Raw genomic sequence first — 21,089 nt, 5'->3', positions numbered from 1 at the left:
TCCTGTCGGGTGGTGTCTGCGCTCCGGGAGTCGGGGGGCGCTTCCGCGCGGAGCGCTTGGACTTCTTGGGGCGCGGACGTGGACGTTGTGCTCTCACCCTGAGTTTCGCGGCGCTGACCGCTCCTCCTCTCCCGGACGCCGCTCTGCGAGGGGCCGTGAGTTCACGCAACCACATGACGAGCACCGCGCTCAGCGGCCGTTCGTGGCTTATTCGGGAACAGATCAGACGTGTAAGCGCGATCGTGATGACCAGTGCCCAGCCCGTGGAGAAGAACCCGAAGCCGATGTTCATCCTGCGCTCGGCCGCGAGCACCAGCAGGAACACCAGGATGCCCACGCCCCACGCGACGTAGCGCGCGCGCCAGGGGAACGTCGCCTTCGGCGGACCGAGCCATACCGCGTCCACACGGTAGACCTCGTCGTCGGTACGTACCTGCATATCCTTGCCACCTGCCCATCGACCGCGCGCCGGTTGTCACCCGCTGCTGGTGCTGAACAGGCCGGCTATGAAGGTTCCGATGTCCACACCGGTACCGCTGACGGCGAGCCCGATCACGGCCAGGGCCACGAAAACGCCCCCCACGCGGCGCATCACTCCCGCGTTGTCCCCTTTGCCTCCGCCCAGCCACAGCAACAGCAGAGCCACGGTCAGCAGCAGCAGCGGAAGCAGGTTGTCCAGGATCCACCCTCGAATGCCGTCGGTGTCCAGGTTGGTCTGGGCCAGCACCCCGACCAGTGGGTGCGTTCCCGCGAACGCACCCAGTTGTTCGAGTGCTTGCTGTGGCACGGCGGTCATTGGATTACCTCTGTGTACGAGCGGGTGTCGGCTTTCCTCGGCTCACCGGGTAGCCCGGCACACGATGTCGTGTAGAACATGACACGTCCAACTGCGGTAGTGGTAGCGTCCACCGGGTGTGGCGCGGAACGTGTCACACCCACAGCATGCCTGTCGACGATGAGTGACACTCGTGCGGAGTAGCCCCCCGCCGTACGAGCGGCTCCGTCGAGTCCGTCCGGTGTGTCCGGCGGGTCGAGTTGAGCCGGTTCGTGCGATTCACCAACCGAGGACCGTCCTTTCACGACTCGTCACGGTTCGCTCGACATCCGTCGACACGTGTCCTTCATCATCCATGATGCCCGATCCGGCATCACACTTTCGTGAAACCTTCCCATGATCGCGGACTCCGTTCACACGCCCCGGCGAGCCCACCGGGCACCGCCTCCGAGGGCCGGTTCGCGAACGGGAGCGACGGCGGTGAGCGGCGACTCGAGCTCCTCCCGCTTCCGAGGGACGAGCCGCAGCCCGCACCGCCGACCACGAGGAAACCGGCTCGGCAGGACACCTTCGGCGAACGCGGTGACGAGGCACCGCCGATCGAACAGCTTGGCACTTCCGCCTGGCGGAACACGATCAGGCAATTGAGTGAAAAACGCTTCGCTTGGCACGCCCGGCGGTCCGGTCCGCGCCGGCGCGGCACTCGCGAAGAAGGTCCGCGCGCGTCGACGCGGAGCGCGCGGAAGCGGGAAGCGGACGAGTCGACCTGTAAGCCGGATCCTGTACGCGGAAAGGCGACCTTCCGCGTGGCGACCATCCATCTGGGCCTGCCGTCACCGACAGACTCAAGCGGTCTACCCGCAGGTATCGGACGGGCCGCCCTCGAACACCTGCGCAGACGCCGAAGGCGCCCTCTTGACCTTGCTCCGGGTGGGGTTTACCGAGCCACCCCTGTCACCAGGGGTGCTGGTGGTCTCTTACACCACCCTTTCACCCTTACCCGGCCGAATCGGCCGGGCGGTCTGCTTTCTGTGGCACTTTCCCGAGGGTCACCCCTGGTTGCCGTTAGCAACCACCCTGCCCTGTGGAGTCCGGACTTTCCTCGACGGGAGGGTCCCGCCGCGGCCGCCCGGTCGACTCGTCCGCTCCCCCAGCTTAGAACACGCGGCACACCGACCACATTCCCCGCCCCGGGAAACGGGCATCCCGGCTTTCCGGACCCTTCCCCGCCCCGACGGGCGCGATTCGCGATTCCGGCGGCACGGGTCGCGGCGGCGACCCGTGCCCGCGGGGTCACTGCAGGTGCGAGGTGTCGTTGACCAACCGCACCGAGGCGTTGCCATCGGGGTAGAACTCGGCCGCGGACAACGAGGCCAGATCCAGGTGCAACCGGTAGAAGAGCTCCGGCCCCGCCGCGAGCGCAGTGCGCAGCACCGCCTTGATCGGGGTCACGTGGGTGACGAGAACGACGGTTCTGCCCGCGTAGTCGCGCAGTATCCCGTTCAGCGCGCCCCGCACCCGTTCGAACGCGGTGTTCAGGCTCTCCCCGTTCGGAGGTTCGACCGAGGGGTCCCCCAACCAGGAGCGGTGCAGCTCCGGGTACTGCTCGGAGGCCTCCGTGAAGGTGAGCCCCTCCCAGGAGCCGAAGTCGGTCTCGACCAGCCCCTCGTGCACGACGAGCTCCCCACCCGTGGCAGCTACCACCGCCTCCGCCGTGCCGCGCGCACGAGCCAGCGGTGAGCTCAGCACCACGGCCGAACCGTCCGGAGTGGCCACTCCCTCCGTGGAAACCAGCCGTTTGGCCGCGGCGTGGGCCTGCCGCTGTCCCAGCTCGGTCAAGGCCACGTCCCCGCGACCGGAGTAGCGCTTGTCCACCGACAGCGCCGACTGGCCGTGCCGCAGCAACAGCAGCCGCGTGGGGGAACCGACGGCTCCGGTCCAGCTGCGCACCGCCGATCCGCTCCGCTCCCCGGCCGGCTCGGTCCGAGCGGGTTCGGCCGGGGCTGACTCGGCCGGAGCGGGCTCGGCCGGGGACCCGACCGAGAAGAGCTCCTCGTTGACGGCCCGGTCCGCCTCGGGATCCGGCTCGTCACCGCGCTCCTGCGCGTCCATCGCCTCGTTGGCCAGCCTGTCGGCGTGCTTGTTGTACTCCCGAGCGATCCACCGGAAGTTCGCGGACACGAACCCGAACACGAGCTGGGTGGCCTCGCGGGCCAGCGGCTGCAGGTCCGGGTGCTTGATCTTCCACCGGCCGGACATCTGCTCGACGACCAGCTTGGAGTCCAGGCGGATCTCGGCCTCGGTCGCGCCCAGTTCCCTGGCCGCCCGCAGCCCGGCGATCAGTCCCCGGTACTCGGCGAAGTTGTTGGTGGCCCGCCCGAGCCCCCCGGAGCGCTCGGCCAGCACCTGCCCGTCGTCCTCCCGGCGCACGACGGCGCCGAAACCGGCGGGTCCCGGGTTCCCGCGCGAACCACCGTCCGCCTCGATGATCACTCGCGTAGTCACAGCCCCGATTCCTTAGTACGCACCATGATCGCGCCGCACTCCTCGCAACGGATCACGTCGTCCTCGGCCGCCTCCCGGATGGAGGCGAGCGCGGCGCGGTCCACCTCGAGCCTGCAGGCCCCGCACCGGCTGCCCTGGAAGAACCCGGCGCCCGTTCCCCGCTGGGCCCTGATCCGCTCGTACAGGTTCAACAGGTCCTCGGGCAGCCCCGACACCAGGGCCTCGCGCTCGGCGGAGCGCTTGGCCTCGTCGCTGTCCAGATCGGCGACGGCCTCGTCCCGGCTGTGCTGGGCGTCCTCGAGCTCCGACTCCGCCGCGTTCACGGCTTCCCGCGCGTGGGAGACGTCGGTCTCCTGCGCCTCGCGGCGCTCCATAACCTCCAGCATGTCGTCCTCCAGCTCGGCCTCCCGCCGGCTGAGCGACTGCATCTCGTGCTCGAGGTCCTCGAGCTGCTTGGAAGCCCCCGTGGAGTCCATCATCTGACGGTCCCGTTGCTGCCGTGAGCGCACCTGGTCCACCTCGCCCTCCAGGCGCTCGACCTCGCGCTGCAGATCGTCCAGCGAGGTCTGCGCAGAGACCAGCGCGTCACGCTTCTCCCGCACGTCGCGCTCGGCGGCCCCGATTCGTTCCAGCTCCGGAAGCGTCCGCCTGCGGTGATTGATCCGGTTGAGCTCGGCGTCGACCTTGGCGAGTTCGAGCAGTTTGCGCTGTGCTGCGGGATCGGCTTTCACTCGGGCATCCTCCCAGTTTCGGTGGTGGCGGTGCCGTGCGCGTGCACCGTCCACGGGTCGGTGCGACGTGTGGAGACGAGCACTTCGACGCTGTCGGGCAGCGCGCTCGTGACGATATCGGCCGCCTGACGGCACCACGGCCACTCACTCGCCCAGTGGGCCACGTCGACGAGGTTGGGGACCCGCTCGCCCGGCACCTCCTGGCGCGCCAGGTGCTCGGCGGCGGGGTGGTGCCGCAGATCCGCCGTGACGTAGGCGTCCGCCCCGGCCGCGACGACCGTGTCCAGGTTCGAGTCCCCCGAACCTCCGCACACGGCCACGCGCTCGATCGGGCGCTGCGGGTCCCCGGCTCCCCGGACTCCCCACGCGGTGCCGGGCAGCCGTTCGGCGACACGCCGCACGAACCGCTCGAAGGGTTCGGGTTCGGCGAGCGTGCCGATCCGCCCCAGGCCGGTGTCCGCCCCCTCCCGGTGCGGGTGCAGCGGCCCCGTGACGGTGATCCCGAGCTCGGCCGCGAGGGCGTCCGAGACGCCGGGGTTGGCGGTGTCGGCGTTGGTGTGCGCGCAGTACAGCCCGAGACCGGAACGGATCATCCGGTGCACGAGCCTGCCCTTGTGATCGTCGGCGGGCACACCGTGCACACCGCTCAGCAGCAGGGGGTGGTGCGCCACGAGCAGCTGGGCGCCGAAGTCGATGGCCTCGTCGACCGTCTCCTCGACGGGGTCCACGCAGAACGCGACGCGCCGCACCTCGGCGGCGGGATCACCGCACACCAGGCCGACCGCGTCCCACGACTCGGCCCGATCCGGCGGGTAGGAGGTCTCCAACGCTCCGACGACGTCCTCGATCCGTGCGGTCATTCCGTAGTCGCTTCCCGTGTCGTCGCTGCACTTCCGGCCGCCTCCCGCGAACCGAGAACCCCACGCAGGGCGGCGACCAACTCGGCGTTGTCCTCCGGGGACCGGACCGCGACGCGGAGATGTCGCCCGTCGAGTCCGGGAAAGGTGTCGGCCCGCCGCACGGCCACGCCCCGTTCACGAAGCAGCTCACGCACCCGCTCGCCCTCGGGAACACGCAGCAGCAGGAAGGGGGCCGCCGCCGGGCGGAGCACCTCCACCCCGGAAACCGTGTCGAGGGCCGTGATCAGCTCGTCGCGGTATCCGGCGATCTCCGCGGCTGCCTGCTCGGACTCCAGCAGCGCCGCGGGCTCACAGCACCCGATCAGGGCTTCCAGCCCCAGCGTACCCACGGGCCAGTGCGGACGGAGCCGGGTGAGCCGTTCCAGCAGCTCCGGCGACCCCAACGCGTAACCGATCCGCAGTCCGGGCAGTCCCCACATCTTGGTCAGGGAGCGCAGCACGAGCAACCCCGGAACCCGCTCCGCGGCCAGCGACTCCCGCTCCCCCGGCACCGCGTCGGCGAAGGCCTCGTCGACCACGAGCACCCGCCCCGGACGAGCCAGGGACCGGATCGCGTCCGCGGAGTGCAGCACCGAGGTCGGATTGGTGGGGTTGCCCAGAACGACGAGATCGGCTTCCTCCGGAACCTCTTCGGGGCGGAGCCGATACCCCTCGTCCGGATCCAGCGGAACCCTGGTCACCTCGACGCCCGCGTTGCGCAGCGCGAGCTCGGGCTCGGTGAAGGAGGGGTGGATCAGCGCCGCCGAACGGGGCCGCAGCGCGGGCAGCAACGCGAACCCCTCGGCCGCACCGGCCAGGGGCAGCACCTCGTCCTCAGCGCGCCCGTGCCGCTCGGCGACGGCTCGGCGCGCTGCCAGGTCGTCCGCGGCGGTCGGATAGCTGCCGAGACGGTCCAGCGCCGCGACCAGCCGCTTGTGCAGCCACTCGGGCGGCTTGCGCAGCCTGACGTTGACGGCGAAATCGAGCAGACCGGAGCGGGCGTCCACGTCACCGTGGTGGCGCAGCGCGTCTCGGTCGTCCCGGCTAGTCATCTCCGGCAGTCTAGCCGTCCGCGGCCGTGCTCCGGACGCACACGGGGCCCGCGGACCGGCCGGAACACCCGCGGGACCCGCGCTTTCGGGACCGAGGCGGAACGGGACACTGGAGCACGTGACATTCGACTCCAGCACGAAGCCCTTCCACGTGTCGTTCGTGTGCACCGGCAACATCTGCCGCTCGCCGATGGCCGCGCTCGTGTTCGGCGAGCACCTGCGGAAAGCGGGGCTGGCCGACCGGGTGGAGGTCTCCAGCGCGGGCACCGGGCCGTGGCACGTCGGTGAGTCGGCCGACCCGCGCGCCAGCGCCGTGCTGGCCGACCACGGATACCCGACCGAGCACACCGCCGCCCAGCTCGACGAGCACCACCTGAGCGCCGATCTGCTGCTCGCCATGGACGCGGGGCACCTGCGCGTGGCCCGCGACGCCGTCGCCGATCCGAACCGGGTCCGGCTGCTGCGCTCCTTCGACCCGAAGGCCGACGAGTGGGCGGAGGTCCCGGACCCCTACTTCGGCGGGGATCGCGGTTTCGACCGGGTCATGGAGATGATCGAGGCCTCGGTGCCCGGCGTGCTGGACTGGCTGCGGACGCATCTGGGCGAACCCCGCTCCGCGGGCTCCTCCGGAATCACCGCCTGATCCGCGGGGCTCCCCGGAGCAGGACCGAGAGGACCGCTCGGCCCGCGGCCGGCGCCGGGCGGGACGTTCCGCGCAACACCGAACGACAAGCACGGCACCACCGGGAGGTGAGCGTTGAAGCGCGTGCCCGAGGGACTGGCGGAAGCGGTGACGGGATTCACCGGTGCCCGCCCGGAAGCGGTACGGCCACTGGGCGGTGGGGACGCCTCGGCCGCCTACGAGGTAACCCTCGACAGCGGCGAGCGCGTCTTCGCCAAGGCCGCTCCCGAGAACATGCCGAGGGCGCTGGACGCGGAGGCGGCCTCGCTGCGCTGGCTGGCCGAGTCCCGCACGGTGCGGGTCCCGCATGTGCACGGCGCCGACGAGCGGTGGCTGGTCACCGAGCACGTCGAATCGGCCGCCCCCACCCGCGAGGCGGCCGCCGACTTCGGCCGCGGGCTCGCCCGGTTGCACTCCTCCGGCGCCGAGGCGCACGGCTGTCCCCCTCCGGAAGGACCCCGGGACGCGTGGATCGGTCTCGCCGAGATGCGCAACGAGGCCTGCCGCGACTGGCCGGAGTTCTACCGCACCCTCCGCGTCGAGCCGTACGTGCGCAGCCTGGTGGACTCCGGAACGCTGCGCCCGTCCGAGTCCGAGACGATCACCCGGGTCTGCGAGCGTCTCGACGACCTCCCCGGGGCCGACGAGTCGCCCTCCCGGCTCCACGGGGACCTGTGGAGCGGAAACGTGCACTGGGGAAGCGACCCGCAGGGCGGCGGCACGCGGGTGTGGACGATCGACCCGGCCGCCCACGGGGGACACCGCGAGACCGACCTGGCCATGCTGCAGCTGTTCGGCTGCCCCCAGCTGGACACCGTGCTCGACGCCTACGAGAGCGAAGCACCCCTCGCGGAGGGGTGGCGCTCGCGCGTGGGGCTGCACCAGCTGTTCCCGCTGCTGGTGCACGGCGTGCTCTTCGGCAGGAGTTTCGCCACGCGGGCCGTCACCGTCGCGGAGGAGGCGCTGCGAACCCTCTGAAGGGACCCGTCCCGGGAGCACCGGTCCGCCCGCTCGACCGGGCTCCCGCACGGGGGCTTCGTCACACGAACGACCGGCCCGGTGCGGCGCGAGTCGACACACGGCCTACCGTGGACCCGTGCGTTTCGGGTTTCTGCTGCGCCCCGGCTGGATCGGGCTGATCCTGCTCGTCGGCGTCTTCTCCACGATCTGTTTCACGGTGCTCGCCCCGTGGCAGTTCAGCAGGCACACCGAGACCCAGGCGCGCAACGAGGCCGTTCGGGCGTCGATGCGGGCCGATCCGCAGCCGTTGAGCCAGGTCCTCGAACGCGGGAGCCCTCCGAACGAGTCCGACGAGTGGACTCGGGTCAGCTTCACCGGCCGCTACCTGCCCGACGGGGAGACGCTCGCCTGGCAGCGCAGCGTGCGCGGGGAGCCCGCTTTCGAGGTGCTGACCCCGTTCCGGCTGCGCAACGGGCAAACCCTTCTGGTGGACCGCGGTTTCATCCGCCCGGTGCAGTCGACCAGGGCTCCCGACTACTCCGCACCCCCCTCGGGCACAGTGCGCCTGACCGCGCGGATCCGGCTGAACGAGCACGACAGCGAGAACCGATCCCTCTTCCGGCACGACGGGCACCGCTGGACCTACGCGATCAACTCGAACACCGTGGGCGAGGGGGTCGACATCCCACTGCGCTCCGGGTACTTCACCCTCGTCGAGAACCAGCCGGGCGGCCTGCAACCCATCCCGCTGCCCCGCCTGGAATCCGGCCCCTACCTCTCCTACGCCATGCAGTGGATCATCTTCGGGATCATGGCCCCGCTCGCGGTCGTGTACCTGATCTACAGCGAGGTCCGCACCCCGCGCGACGGCTCCGGGAAAACCCACGAGGGGAAAACCGCTCCGAGGAAGAAATCCCGCGTCTCCGTGTCGGAGGCCATAGCGGCCGAGGAGCGGCAGGAGCGCGAGAACACCGGGTGATGTCAGGGGTTGTGAGCTCGGTTTGCGTGGGTGGTTGCGTGGCGGAACCTCTCGCGGGCTCTCGCTCCGGGGAGGCCCGACATCGGGTAGGGCATCTACACAACGTCGGGCCTTCCTCGCGAGAGCACCACGAGAGAACCCGCGGCGGTGCCGGTTGCGCAGGCTCGTAAGCACCTGCGTTGGAGCGACAGGCTTCTCGGCGGTGCCGATTGCGTAGGCTCAGAGCATTTTCGTTGGAGTGACGGATCTCCCGGGGACTCGGTTGTAGTAGCTGGTTGCTTGGCGGAGCCCGGCGGGGCGGGATCACCGACGTGGGGACTTCCCCGTGAACAACGCGACCCCGGCCGCCAGCGCCCCGCCGACCGTGCCGATCACTCTGGACAGCTCGACGCTGCGGGTGACGTCACCGCCATCGGCCGTGCGGCCCTCCCCCAGGACCGGACGGGTCTGCGCCGTGTGCCCGTAGTCGATGCGCCCGCCCAGCCGGATGCGCAGCGCCCCGGCGAAAGCGGCCTCCACCTGCCCGGCGTTAGGGCTGGGATGAGCCGCGGCGTCCCTGCGCCTGGTGTGCCAACCGCCCGCGGCCGAACCACCGACCACGGGAGCGCAGAGCGCCGTGAGCCCGGCCGTGGCCCGCGCGGGCAGCAGGTTCGCCACGTCGTCCGCCCGAGCGGCCGCCCAGCCGAACCGCCTGTAGCGACTGCTCGGGTTCCCGACCATGGCGTCCAGGGTGTTGACCGCCCGATACCCGAGCAGCCCTGGAATCCCGCCGACCGCTCCCCAGAGCAGGGGAGCTATCACGGCGTCCGAGGTGTTCTCCGCCACGGACTCCACCGTGGCGCGCGCGACCCCCTGCCGATCGAGTTCCTCCGTGCGCCTGCCGCACAGGCCGCGCAACCGGACACGTGCCTGCTCCAACTCCCCGGACTCGAGATGACGGGCCAGCGCGGCCCCCTCGCGCCCGAGCGAAGCCCCGCCGAGCACCGTCCAGGTGGTCACGGCCGTCAGGGCGGCCTGCGTCGCCGGACCACCGCGGCGGGCCGACCGCTCCACCACCGAACCCAGCGCGATGCTGCCTCCCACGAGAGCGCCCGTGTAGAGGACACCGGCCGAACGGCTCGGCCGGTAGACCACCCGCTCGGCGCGCTCGGCCAACCGTCCGAAAGCGGCCACCGGATGCCCCCGCTCGGGGTCGCCCAGCACCGCGTCGGCGGCCACCCCGAGCAGCAGTCCGACCGCCCTCCCCGCGTTCACCGCGTTCCCTCCTCGGAAAGTTCGACGCCGATCCGTCGCGGAACGCTACCGTCCCGTCGGACTCCCCCGGAGTTCCCCCGGAACCGGTAACGGAGTGTTTTCGGCCCGCCGACGACGCGGGTTTATGGTGGCCGACTGTGACCGTCGATCGCGAAGCCGTGGAGCCGCGTACCGAGACCGTGACCGAGGCGGGCCGCCGGTCGCACGGGCCTTCCGTCACACAACGGAACTCCACCGGAGGTTCCTCCGCCCCGGCGAGCGAGCCCCCCGAACCCCCTCTCCCGGGCGGGGAACGCGGCGCGCCGGGAAGCGAGGAGGAGCTCGCCCCCGACGAGCAGTCGGACGAGCGCAGGCTGCTGCTCTACCGCCACCTCCAGGTGAGCGGGCACCGCACCTACCTCACGATCATGCGGTTGTTCACCTCGACGCTGCTCGCCGACCTGTCCGCCTCCGAGGTGTCCGGGGCGCTGGCCGTGGCCGAGCGGGAGGGCCGGATCGCCCCGGGCGAGTCCGAGCTGCCGACCGTGGTCGAACGGCTCCGGAAGCTCCGCGAGTGGGGCAACCTGACCTTCGGGCGGCGCGAGACGGTCGCTTCGAGCATCGCCGAGTTCCAGCACGGCAGCGCTCGCTTCCAGGTCAGCAAACTGGGTGTGCGGGTCCAGCGGGACGTGGACGCGCTGCTGCGCGTCCCCGAGGGGGCGCGCGAGGTCTCGCGGGAGCTGCTGCCTGCCGTCGAGCGCGGCCTCCAGGAGATCGTGGAACTCCTGCCCGCGGCCCTTTCCGCCGAGTCCGCCCCGGACGGCGCCCGCGAACGGCTCGCGGAGCAGGTGACCACGGTGTTCCTGCAGCACTCCGAGCTCGCGGCCACGGTCCGGGACTTCTACGCCTATCTGGGCCAGGTGGTGACGCGGCACCAGCTCGCCCCGAAGGAGATCTCCGGTTTCCGCAACCTGCTGGTCGAGTACATCCAGGCGGTCGTCGAGGACGTGATTCGCTACACCGAACCGGTGGCGGCCTCGTTGCGAACGCTCGCGGCGCGCAGGGAGGAACTGCTCACCGCGCTGGGCACCGAGGAGGACCTGGGCGCCGAGGTGGAGCGGGCACGCGGGCGCACCGCCGCCGACTGGCAGGAGCTCACCGAGTGGTTCCTGGACTCGCCGGGGCGGCCGAGTCAGGTCTCGGCGCTGCGGGAGGCCACCGCTCGGGCCATCGGTTCGCTGCTCGCCAGCGTCAAGCACGCCACCTCCGGGGGCGGCCCGGTTCCGGGGCACCGCGGTGACCTGCTGAAGCTGGCGCGTTGGTTCGACCGTTCCACCCCGGACGAGGCCCACGAACTGCACGCCGCGGCCTTCGGGCTGTACTCGGCGCGCTGCGTGCAGCCCGCTCCCGAGCACGACGCTGACGAGCACACCACCAGCTGGAAGGACGGCAGGCGCACGGAGGTCCCCGTGAACGTGCGGAACCGCTCCGACCGGAGCGCGCGCGGGGGCACGTCCAGAGTGCTGCACGACCCGATGACCGAGCAACAGCTGCTGGACGAGCAGCGCGCCAACCAGCAGCGCCGTGCCGCGGCCGCCGCCGAGCTGGCTGCATCCCGGGCGGATCCGGAGGAGCTGCGGGTCTCCTCCGACGCCCTCGAGATGCTGTGCGAGCTGTTGAGCCTGGCGATGGCCGGGCGCGACTCCCCGGAGGAGGCGGGCACGGCCACGGAACCCGTGCACGGGCTGCGGCTGACCGTTCGGCACGCCCCGGAGCGGACGACGCGGATAACTGGGGACGCAGGCGAGCTGACCCTGGAGGACACGGTGGTGGAGCTGGACGTCACCGACGGGTACGCGCACCCGGCCGAACGCGACGGGGCCTCGGACAGGATCAGTGGAGCCGCCCGGTGAGCGGAGGGGAGCAGGGCATCGACGGCTTCGACCGGCTCGGCGACATCGATGCGGCGAACGTGGTCCGCTGCGCGCGAGCGTTGCTGCGCAGACCGCTGCTGCACACCGAGAGCCAGGACGGCGAGCTGCTCGGGATGATCTACCGGCACCGTGCCGTGCTGCAGGAGATGTTCAGCACGCTGCTCGGCTACCGGCTGGTGATCCACCGGCGCTACGCGCGGCTGTACAAGTCCGGCCCCGGCGCGGATCCGACCAGGGCGGTTCCCGCGCTGTCCCCGCGCGGCTACGCGTACGTGGCGCTGACGCTGGCGACGCTCACCGGCAGCGGGAAGCAGGTGCTGCTCTCCCGCCTGATCTCCGAGGTGCGCTCGGCCGCCTCCGAGGCGGGGGTGGTGGTCGACGACGGCCCCACCGACCGCCGTGCGCTCACCGCCGCGCTGCGTCACCTGGTCGACCTAGGGGTGCTGACCGAGACCGAGGGCACGGTCGCGCCGTCGGCGAACGACTCCGCGGCCGAAGCGCTGATCACGGTCGACACCGATCTGCTCGGTCAGCTGCTGAGCGGTCCGCTGGCCGAGGCGACCGGGCCCGAGCACCTGGTGGCGCTGTCCTCCGGGGCGACCGGGTCGCACGTGGCCACGGTCGAGCAGGCGGTGCGCCGCAGGCTCGTCGAGGATCCCGTGGTGCACTACGAGGACCTGCCCGCGAGCCAGGTGAACTGGCTGCGCAGGCATCGCGCCAGGGAGGCGCGGATGCTGGAGCGGTACTTCGGCATCGTCGCCGAGTCCCGCGCGGAGGGGATCGCCACCGCTGATCCGCAGGACTACCTCACCGACACCCCGTTCCCCGGCACGTCGACGGTCGCGCGCATCGCGCAGCTCGCGCTGCCGAAGCTGCTGGACTCGACCACTCCCCGCGCCGGGGACCACCGGCATCCGGTGACGTGGCAGGATTTCACGCGGGTCTGCACCGGGCTGCTGGAGAACCACCCCTCGACGTGGTCGCGGCGCGCCACCGAGGATCCGGACTCACTGATCCGAATGGTGGTGGACCTGCTGCGCCGGGTGGGCGTGCTGGCGCCGGACGATCTCGGCGAACCCGACGACTGGCTGCTCAGCCCGAGCGCACACCGTTGGCTCCCGATCCCGGAGGGCGACCCCGGTCCCGCCGCCGAGCCGGAGCCGCTCCCCTCCCCGGAGCCGCCGGCCCCGGCCCTGTTCGACTTTCCGGAAGGAGAAACCCCGCATTGAGCACCGAAGCGGTGACACAGCTCGACGGCGCGGGCGGCAGGCACCGCCGCGCCGCTTCCGGTCTCGACGGCGCCGAGAACTCCGGTCGCGCGGACCGCTGGCGGCTGCGCAGGGGCGGTGTGATCAACATCTGGCAGTACACGAACCAGACGTTCGATCTGCACGGCGGTCGCGCGATCTTCCAGGGGACCAACGGTTCGGGCAAGTCCCGCACCCTGGAGCTGCTGCTGCCGCTCTGCCTGGACGGGGACCTGCGGCAGATCGGCTCCAAGGGGTTCGACACGGTCAGCATGCGCAGGCTCATGCTGGAGGAGCGCGAGGGCGGCGGCAATCGCATCGGCTACGCCTGGATCGAGTTGAGCCGACGGCTCGACGACGGAACCGAGCAGTTCCTGACCTGCGGGGTCGGGGTCAAGGCGGCAGCGGCCTCGAACCAGATCAGCGACTCGTGGCGGTTCATCACCGACCGGCGGATGGAACACGATCTGCGGCTGATCGGGTCGGGCGAGGTCCCGCTCGGCCCGACCCAGCTGCGGGAGGAGCTCGGTGCCGAGCACGTCTTCGACGAGCAGTCCTTCCGCGGCAGGATCGCCGAGCTCGTCTACGGGATAAGCGCCGAGCGCTACGGCGACCTGCTGCACCTGCAGCGCACGCTGCGCAATCCGGACGTGGGGCTGAAGGTCCAGGAGGGGCAGCTGGAGCAGATCCTGTCCGACGCGCTGCCCCCGCTGGACTCGACGCTGGTGCAGCGGCTGGCCACCTCCTTCGAGGACCTGGAGTCGATCCGGGAGAACATCCTGCGGCTCACCACGGCCGACACCGCGCTGACCACGTTCATGGCGACCTATTCCGAGTACGCCCTCGGTCTGCTGCGCTCCGGGGCCGAGGCGGTGCGCACGACGCGGCAGCAGTGTCGGGAGCTGCGCTCCACCATCGAGGAGCTGGAGCAGCGGTGCGCGTCCGAGCAGTCCGCGCGAACCGACTCCGAGGAGCGGATCTCCGCACTGGAGCGCAGGGACCGGGAGCTGGAGTCCTCGCTGCAGGCGCTGCAGCAGAGCCCGGCCTACACCCAGCTGCAGAACCTGCACGACCGCAGGGCCCTGGTCGAGAGCGCGCGCTCGGCTGCCGAGAACGCGCTGCACACTGCCGGAAACCATCGTGACCAGGAGCAGCGGTCCGCGTCCACGGTGCTCGGCATGCTGGGCAGGCTGAGTTCGGACGTCGACGCGGTGGGCCAGCAGTGCGGGCGGGCCGCCGAGCGGCTGGCCGCGTCCGGGCTGGACCGATCGCTGGTGCCAGCCGTGCCCGCCGTCCCCAGCGCGGAAGCGACCACGCACTCGGAGTACGTGCGCGCGACCACCGACTCGGACTCCGAGTGGTTGACCGTGGAGCGGCACACGCCACCGCAGCCGGACACCGAGGAGTTCGCCGCACAGCTGCGCGAGGTGGACGAGCGGGCCGAGCACGCCGCCGAGACCGCGCGGGAGCGCGCCGCGCTCACGCTGGCGCTGCATCAGCAGGCTGTCGATTCCGACCGGCAGAAGGCCGAGGTCGACGACGCGCGCAGGCAGGCCGAGCAGGCCAGGGTCACGGCCACGGAGGCGGCCGCGCGGCGCAACCAGGTGCGCCAGGACCTGACGGACACGGCCACGGATCTGGTGCGCGAGCTGGACACCTGGTGGCGCGGCAGCGCCCTCGAGGCGGGCGCGGCGGAGTTCGGCGAACCACCGGCCCTTCCCGCCGTCGAGGAGCTCGTGGCGGACAAGTTCGCCGCCAGGGGCGGACGGGAACGGATCCGCGAGTGGGCCCAGCCGCTGCTGCACCACGCGCGGGCACGGGCGGCCGCGGCCGAGCGGACCGTCACCGAGAGCCGGTCGAGGATCGCCGATCGCGAGGCCGAGCTGGCCGAGGCGCGCTCCGGGGTGGACCCCGAACCAGCAGGCCCCTTCTGGGCGACCGCGGGAAGGGAGCCTTCCGAGGGGGCCGCGTTCTACAGGACGGTCGACTTCGCGGAGTCGCTCTCCGCAGGCGAGCGCGCCCGGCTGGAGGGGGCGTTGCAGGCGAGCGGCCTGCTGAACGCGTGGGTGAGCGCCGACGGGGTGGCCGTGTCCCCGGACACGGCCGAGCTGGTCGCCACCCCCGGCGAACCGGTTCGGGGCAGGAACCTGGAGGAGCTGCTGGTTCCCGCGCCGGAACCGGGCTGCCCCGTCTCCCCGGAGCGCCTCGCGGCACTGCTTCGCGCCGTGGCCGTCGGGGCGGAGCAGGGGGATCCGAGCGTCGACACCGCGGGGCGCTGGCGCTGCGGTGTGCTGTCCGGGACGTGGGCCAAGGAGACCGCCGAGTACGTGGGCGCCGGGGCGCGGCGAGCCGCGCGGGACAGGCGCGTCTCCGAGCTGGAGCAGGAGCTGGCCGAACTGCGTTCGGAGCTGGCCGAGGCCGAGCGGCACCACGCCAGGGCGGTGCGGCACGCGGAGACCCTGGAGCGGGAGCTGGAGTCCTACCCGGACGACGGCGAGTTGTTCAGCGCGCACGCCAGGCTCGCCAGCGCGGTGGACGACGCCGACGACTCCCACCGGACCGCGACGAAGTTGCGCGGCACTTACGAGCAGGCCGAGCAACGCTGGCAGGCGGTCCACTCCGAGCTGACGAGGGCCGCGGGCCAGGCCGGGCTGCAGGCGGACAGCGAGGTGCTCCGGGCCGCCAACACCGCAGCCACCGAGGCACGCGACGTGCTGGAATCGCTGCGCGAGGCCGTCGAGAAGCGCTGCCTGGCAACGCTCGAGCAGCTCCGCGCGACCGCGCTGCACCACGACGCCACGGTGGCCGATCGGATGGCCGCCGAGTCGGTGGCCGAGCAGCACTGCGAGCACCACGCGGAGCAGGCCGCCGCCCTGTCCGAGCTGACCGCCTCGATCGGTGACGAGGGGCGGCAGGTGGCCGAGCAGGTCGCCGATCTCGAGGGGCAGCGCGAACGGTTGCGGACGGAACTGCCCGCTCTCCGGGAGCGGGCCTCGGCCGCGCGGGAGGAGGTCGGCAAGCTCACCGAGAAGCTGACCTCCGCTCGGGAGCGGCTCTCCCGCCGGGAGTCCGCGGCGGAGGAGGCGGTGTCCTCCTTCCGGGAGTCGTTGGAGCTGCCCGCCTTCTGGGCCGCCGCTGCGGAGGTCGCAGGGGGCGAACTGCCCGACAGGCCCGCCGACGCCGAGGAGGCCGCCGAGGCGCTGCTGTCCGTGCCCGCCGGTGGTTCGGCGGCTCCGGGGGCCAAGGCGGTGCACGACAAGCTTCACCCGTTGAAGCAGTCGCTGAGCGGCCACTACGACATCACCACCGAGGAACGTGGCGGCGCGCTGACCGTGACGGTGATCGGTGAGGAGGGGCCGCTGCCCGTGGCCGAGGCCGCCCGACAGATCGCCGAGCGCCTCGCCGAGCAGCGCGAGTACCTCAACGAGCGGTACCGGACGATCTTCGCCGACTACCTGATCCGCGACCTGGCGGAGCGGCTGCGCGACCAGATGGCCACGGCCGGGGACCTGTGCGCGCGGATGAACCGCGTGCTGGAGGGGGCGCGCTCGAGCCAGGGGGTCCACGTTCAGCTGGACTGGCAACCGGCCACCGCGCTCGGCGAGGACATGCGGCAGGCCATCGAGGTGATCCGCACTTCGTTCGCCGAGCGGACCGAGGAGCAGGACGCGCTGCTGCGCAGGGTGTTCACCGAACTGATCGAGTCGCAGCGGGAGAGCGTCTCCGGCGGCTACGCCGAGATCCTCGCCGACGCGCTGGACTACCGCAAGTGGTACGAGTTCACCGTGCGGGTGCGCGACACCGGCCCGGACGGCGCCGCGCGGGTCCGGCGGCTGCGGCAGCTCTCCTCCGGTGAGACACGACTCGTGTCCTACGTGACGCTGTTCGCGGCGGCCGCCTCGTTCTACGATGCGATCGAGTCGGCGTCCCACCGGCACGAGCCACTGCGCCTGGTGCTGCTGGACGAGGCGTTCGAACGGCTCGACGACCCGACGGTGGCGCGCATGCTCGGCCTGCTCGTGGACCTGGACATGGACTGGATGATCACCTGGCCGAGCGGTTGGGGCGTCTCCCCCAAGATCCCGACGATGCACATCTACGACGTGCTGCGACCGCGAAGTGGGCACGGGATCGCCTGCACCCACACGATGTGGAACGGTCGCGGCCTGGAACGGGCGGAACATTGAGCGACGTCGAGGAGATGCGCGCGGCCTGGGACGTTCCAGAGCTGCGCGGACTGTGGGAGCAGGCCAGGCGGGCGCTGGAGGCTTCCGGGCGCCCGCCCACCTTCCGGCTGGAACTGCCCGACGAGGAAACGCGCCGGACCGTGGGCGAGCTCTACGGTCGTCCGATGTGGGGCCAGGGCACGAGGATCAACGTGTCCAAGCTGGACAAGGCGCTGCGCGAGAGCCGGTTCGGGGTGGGCCTGGAGGAGGCGCTCGAGATCCTGCACGGCAGGCCGGTGAACTCGCGCGAGTCCTCCTCCGGGGCGCCCGCCGACGGCCACGGCCGGGTCACCGAGGTGTTCACCTCGGCGCTGGCCGCGCAGGGCCTGGCCGACGCCCCCTGGGTCGAGCCCTGGATCCGCTGGATCCGCCACTACGGCAGAGTGGCCGAGCAGGACCTGGAGCCGGTGGCCGCCGGAGCCGCGGCCGTGCTCTCCCGGGTGGTGCTCACGGCGGGTGCCGCTCCCCGGAAGTGGCACTCCCGCGCGGAGCTGGCCACGGCGGCGGGTGGGGCTCACCTGCTGGACAACGGCACCACGCTGAGCCGGGTGGTGCTGCGGGCCGTCGCCGTCGCCCACGACGTCGAGCCGCCGAACAACGAGCGCGAGCGGCGCGCGCTTTGGGAGGCCTGCGGGGTTTCGCTGGACGCGGTTTCGGCCACCGTGCTGTGCTGGGCGCTTCCGCTGGTCGATGGGGGCGGCTGGGCCGCGGCGATCCGGGAGCGCACGGAGCTGGGGCTGCCCGTGCACCTGACCGGGCTCGATCTGCGCGCCGCGCCGGAGAGGCTGGTGGAACCGGGCACGGTGGTGGCTGTCTGCGAGAACCCGCGCGTGCTGGAGGCGGCAGTCGAGAGCGGGATACGACACCCGCTGGTCTGCCTCTCCGGAAGGCCCTCCACCACGGCCGTGGAGCTGCTCGACCTGCTGAGCGCGGACGGTGCCGTGCTGCACTACCACGGGGACTTCGACTGGGCCGGGATGGCGACCATGCGTTCCCTCTGGACGCACCGGACGATCACGCCGTGGCGCATGTCGGCCGCCGACTACCGCGCGGCGGTGGACCGCGCCTCCGCGGAACGGATCGATCTGCCCATTCTGGACGGAACTCCCGTGGACACCCCGTGGGATCCGGACCTGGCCGAGCTCATGTCGACGGCCGGGCGGGCCGTCGAGGAGGAGACGGTGCTCGGCGAGCTGCTCGCCGAGCTGCGCGCCGGACTCTGAAGCCCCGCCGCACGGGCGCTCTCCGCCACGCCGACCGCGGCGGAGAGCGCTAGCAGCCGTCTTCGCCGTGCCTGCGGTAGAAGTCCTTCAGCAGCTGGTGGGAGCGACGCGTCGGAGAACCGGTGATCTCCACGTGGTCCTCCCCCAGCCGGAGGATCACGCTGTCCTGCTCGTTCCGGCGCAGCCACGACTGCACCAACCCCACCATCGCCTTGACCCCCGAGCCGGACAGCAGCCCTCCGACGGAGAGCTTCCCGACGTCGGTCAGCACCGCGGAGCTCACCGCGGGCCCCGGCGGCCCGCTCCGCGACGGGAGGCACCGCTCCACCGAGTCGAGCCGCAGCTCGCGGAGTTCGCACGCCAGCGCGCCGGTGAGGTGATCCAGCGCCACACTGTCGGTACCGTCGACCGGAACCAGTGTGAGCTCGATCGAATCGGCGGCGTACTCGGTCATGGAGTTTCCAGCTAGGTTCGGCTGTTCGAATTCACGCCACTTGCCGTGACGACATTGAACTCGAGAGTACTGAATCCGAACGCGCCGCTGGGGAAAAGAGCACAAAGATCATCCGTTCGGAGCATCGGTCGTCACCGGGCCACCGAGCCCCGACTCCTCCCTCCTCAGAAGTGCTCGGGCTCCACCACCCGCACTCCGGGCAGCTCCCGCACGAAGTCGGCCCCGAACGCGGTGGCCGGCGTCCGCACTCCGGCCGCGGGATCGCCCCGCTCCAGCGCGCTGACGATCCGCAGCACGGACTCCGCGGTCAGCTCGTAGGTGTCCGGGCCGACGAGCGCGGCACGAACGCCGTTGCCCTCCTGGTCCCCGGCCTCGGCGTAGACCTCGACCCTGCCGTTGGCCCTAGTGCTGCTCGCCGGACCGCGCACGAGGAGGTCGACGGCGGTCTCGGCGCCCCGGCGCACCGCCGGAGTGCCGAGCAGCCTGCCGAGCACGCCTTCCGAACGCCGGCCCATCCGGTTCAGCCCGGGCAGCGCGGCGAAAGTGGTGATCGTGCCTATGCCGGTGCTGCGGTGGGCCGTCGCCACGTCTCCCCAGGGCAGCGAGGCCACCGTTCGCGTCCCGGAGGGGAAGTCGACGCTGCGCCTGCGCCAGCCCACCGGCACCGTGCGCAACATGCCGTCCACGCGCACCCGGCCGCCCAGTCCGACCCCTTCCAGGGCGCTCTTGACCGTGCCGGGGCTCACCCCGCCCACGGGGTGGAAGGCCAGGTCCAGATCGGTGGCACCGGGCAGTTCGGCGGCCACCATGGCCGCCAGGCAGTCGGTGGGCACCACGTCGAAACCCGCCCCGGGGAGCAGGGTCACCCCCTCGGACACGGCCCGCTCGTCGCGCCCGAAGATCGCCTCGAACACCTCGATCTCGCCCGTGATGTCCAGGTAGTGGGTTCCGGTGCGCAGGCAGGCCTCCACCACGGGGGCTGCGGTTCGGGAGAAGGGCCCCGCGCAGTGGGCCACGGCGTCGACGTCGCGCAGTCCGCGCTCGAGGCCTTCGGAGTCCCGCAGGTCGAGCGTCCGGTACTCCAGGCCGAGCGGAATCGCGATGTCGGCCAGCTTCCGCGCGTCGCGCCCGGCCAGCACGGGCTCGTGACCGCGCCGGACGGCCAGCTCGGTGATCAGCCTGCCGGTGTAGCCGGTGGCTCCGTAGAGCATCCAGACCATGGGGCACCCTTCCGAACGACGTGGCTACCGGGACCTCGTCCCGGCTGGCGGGACGCGGACGTCACGGGTCCGCCGCGAGATCGTCCCGAGCGGCGCCCAACCTATCCCACGTTGCCGAGACCGGAAATGATCAGCCAGGCCCCGAAGATCGCGAACAGGGCCGCCGCACCGTAGCGGACGACGTGCTGCGGGAGGTACCTGCCCAGCGCGAGGCCTGCCACGACCGCGAGCGCGTCGGCCAGCACCATGCCCACCGTCGAGCCGACCCAGGTGCCGAACCACTCGTGCTGCGTAGCCAGGGTGACCGTGGCCAGCATGGTCTTGTCGCCCAGTTCGGCGAGCGTGAAGGCCAGGGCGACCGCGATCAGCGCCGACCCCTTCGCGCGCCGAACCCTGCTCCGGTCCGACTCGCCGAGTTCGTCCCCGCGCAACGTCCAGGCGGCGAAACCGAGGAAGGCCACACCGACGAAGATCCCGATCCAGTCCGTGGGAAGCGCGGAACCGAGCCCGATTCCCAGCGCCACCGAAACCGCGTGCACCACCGCGGTGGCCAACGTGATTCCCAGCAGCACGTGCCAGGTTCGGTAACGCGTGGCGAAACTCATCGCCAATAACTGCGATTTGTCGCCCAATTCGGCCAGGAAAATGGCCACCGAGCTCACGGCGAAGCTCGCCAACACGTCTTTGTCCACCTTTCCACGAACACGGGTGAGGCCGGGAAACGCAGAGCGCATCGAGGACTCCGAAGTCCCCGTGCGCTCCGAATCCTCCTGAAGCGGCCCGAACGGCGCCTCGCGACAGAACCGAACTCCGCAGGCACCGCACCACGGAGATTACCTACCCGCAGAAGAAAGACAAACAGAAACCGAGAAAAAGGCGCGGCAAAATCATTCACCACGCGGGGCCAAAAAATCGTTTCGGCGCCGCGAAACCCGTTTTTCCGAAAAGGGAAAAACCGCTGCCGCCGCC

16 protein-coding genes, 1 other RNA gene and 1 pseudogene are annotated in these 21,089 nt (G+C 71.5%); 7 read left to right on the top strand and 11 right to left on the bottom strand.

The genetic code is table 11. The features are described 5' to 3' along the window. Positions 1 to 49: 49 nt before the first annotated feature. The 7 genes and pseudogenes from G9Q41_RS22755 to cobC all read right to left on the bottom strand — a co-directional run. A pseudogene (locus tag G9Q41_RS22755) lies at positions 50 to 439 on the bottom strand (hypothetical protein); the annotation flags it as partial. A 36-nt stretch (positions 440 to 475) separates the two neighbouring features. After that, on the bottom strand, positions 476 to 796 hold the full coding sequence (locus tag G9Q41_RS16205) for a hypothetical protein (protein WP_207631192.1): 321 nt from the start codon (positions 794 to 796) through the stop codon (positions 476 to 478). Between the two features lie 732 nt (positions 797 to 1,528). Beyond that, positions 1,529 to 1,916, bottom strand: an RNA gene (gene rnpB, locus G9Q41_RS16200) — RNase P RNA component class A. A 152-nt stretch (positions 1,917 to 2,068) separates the two neighbouring features. After that, positions 2,069 to 3,280, bottom strand: a complete 1,212-nt coding sequence (locus G9Q41_RS16195) for a bifunctional RNase H/acid phosphatase (RefSeq protein ID WP_165633155.1) — start codon at positions 3,278 to 3,280, stop codon at positions 2,069 to 2,071. After that, positions 3,277 to 4,011, bottom strand: coding sequence for a C4-type zinc ribbon domain-containing protein (locus tag G9Q41_RS16190; protein ID WP_092523165.1), 735 nt, complete (start codon positions 4,009 to 4,011; stop codon positions 3,277 to 3,279). The genes G9Q41_RS16195 and G9Q41_RS16190 overlap by 4 nt, the downstream gene beginning before the upstream one ends. Further along, positions 4,008 to 4,871, bottom strand: a complete 864-nt coding sequence (locus tag G9Q41_RS16185; RefSeq protein ID WP_165633156.1) for a Nif3-like dinuclear metal center hexameric protein — start codon at positions 4,869 to 4,871, stop codon at positions 4,008 to 4,010. Before G9Q41_RS16185 ends, G9Q41_RS16190 begins: the two co-directional genes overlap by 4 nt. Beyond that, the gene (gene cobC, locus G9Q41_RS16180; RefSeq protein ID WP_165633157.1) at positions 4,868 to 5,962 is read right to left on the bottom strand and encodes an Rv2231c family pyridoxal phosphate-dependent protein CobC; all 1,095 of its coding nucleotides are present in this window, start codon (positions 5,960 to 5,962) and stop codon (positions 4,868 to 4,870) included. Before cobC ends, G9Q41_RS16185 begins: the two co-directional genes overlap by 4 nt. A 118-nt stretch (positions 5,963 to 6,080) precedes the next feature. On the opposite strand from cobC, the gene G9Q41_RS22425 reads away from it, so the two are divergent. From G9Q41_RS22425 to G9Q41_RS16165, 3 genes are all read left to right on the top strand, one after another. Next, complete coding sequence (locus G9Q41_RS22425; protein ID WP_165633158.1) at positions 6,081 to 6,605, top strand: low molecular weight protein-tyrosine-phosphatase; 525 nt, start codon at positions 6,081 to 6,083, stop codon at positions 6,603 to 6,605. A gap of 114 nt (positions 6,606 to 6,719) precedes the next feature. Then, on the top strand, positions 6,720 to 7,622 hold the full coding sequence (locus G9Q41_RS16170; RefSeq protein WP_165633159.1) for a fructosamine kinase family protein: 903 nt from the start codon (positions 6,720 to 6,722) through the stop codon (positions 7,620 to 7,622). Positions 7,623 to 7,740: 118 nt separating this feature from the next. Beyond that, a complete protein-coding gene (locus G9Q41_RS16165) occupies positions 7,741 to 8,583 on the top strand; it encodes an SURF1 family cytochrome oxidase biogenesis protein (protein ID WP_165633160.1) in 843 nt (280 codons plus the stop codon). A gap of 303 nt (positions 8,584 to 8,886) precedes the next feature. Here G9Q41_RS16165 and G9Q41_RS16160 read toward each other — a convergent pair whose 3' ends face one another. After that, on the bottom strand, positions 8,887 to 9,837 hold the full coding sequence (locus G9Q41_RS16160) for a cobalamin biosynthesis protein (protein ID WP_165633161.1): 951 nt from the start codon (positions 9,835 to 9,837) through the stop codon (positions 8,887 to 8,889). A gap of 137 nt (positions 9,838 to 9,974) precedes the next feature. On the opposite strand from G9Q41_RS16160, the gene G9Q41_RS16155 reads away from it, so the two are divergent. From G9Q41_RS16155 to G9Q41_RS16140, 4 genes are read left to right on the top strand one after another with little or no spacing between them, the layout of a single operon-like run. Further along, positions 9,975 to 11,729 carry a DUF2397 domain-containing protein gene (locus tag G9Q41_RS16155; protein ID WP_347567567.1) on the top strand — a complete coding sequence of 585 codons (1,755 nt, stop codon included), beginning with the start codon at positions 9,975 to 9,977 and terminating at the stop codon, positions 11,727 to 11,729. Continuing rightward, the gene (locus G9Q41_RS16150; protein WP_347567568.1) at positions 11,726 to 12,979 is read left to right on the top strand and encodes a TIGR02678 family protein; all 1,254 of its coding nucleotides are present in this window, start codon (positions 11,726 to 11,728) and stop codon (positions 12,977 to 12,979) included. The genes G9Q41_RS16155 and G9Q41_RS16150 overlap by 4 nt, the downstream gene beginning before the upstream one ends. After that, entirely contained in the window at positions 12,976 to 17,184 is a 4,209-nt protein-coding gene (locus tag G9Q41_RS16145; RefSeq protein ID WP_207631193.1) for a TIGR02680 family protein, read from the top strand. Before G9Q41_RS16150 ends, G9Q41_RS16145 begins: the two co-directional genes overlap by 4 nt. Further along, positions 17,181 to 18,446: a TIGR02679 family protein gene (locus G9Q41_RS16140; protein WP_165633162.1), complete on the top strand. Its 1,266-nt coding sequence runs from the start codon at positions 17,181 to 17,183 to the stop codon at positions 18,444 to 18,446. Before G9Q41_RS16145 ends, G9Q41_RS16140 begins: the two co-directional genes overlap by 4 nt. 49 nt (positions 18,447 to 18,495) lie before the next feature. Here the strand turns inward: G9Q41_RS16140 and G9Q41_RS16135 are convergent, their stop codons facing one another. The 3 genes from G9Q41_RS16135 to G9Q41_RS16125 all read right to left on the bottom strand — a co-directional run bounded on the left by G9Q41_RS16135 (position 18,496) and on the right by G9Q41_RS16125 (position 20,812). After that, entirely contained in the window at positions 18,496 to 18,900 is a 405-nt protein-coding gene (locus G9Q41_RS16135) for a hypothetical protein (protein ID WP_165633163.1), read from the bottom strand. 164 nt (positions 18,901 to 19,064) lie between these two features. Next, positions 19,065 to 20,120, bottom strand: a complete 1,056-nt coding sequence (locus tag G9Q41_RS16130; RefSeq protein WP_165633164.1) for a saccharopine dehydrogenase NADP-binding domain-containing protein — start codon at positions 20,118 to 20,120, stop codon at positions 19,065 to 19,067. Between the two features lie 101 nt (positions 20,121 to 20,221). Beyond that, a complete protein-coding gene (locus tag G9Q41_RS16125; RefSeq protein WP_245695737.1) occupies positions 20,222 to 20,812 on the bottom strand; it encodes a TMEM165/GDT1 family protein in 591 nt (196 codons plus the stop codon). Positions 20,813 to 21,089 lie beyond the last annotated feature (277 nt).

This window comes from Actinopolyspora sp. BKK2, assembly GCF_011291845.1.
Lineage (GTDB): Bacteria > Actinomycetota > Actinomycetes > Mycobacteriales > Pseudonocardiaceae > Actinopolyspora > Actinopolyspora saharensis.
This window is presented reverse-complemented; position numbering and strand designations above follow the sequence as displayed.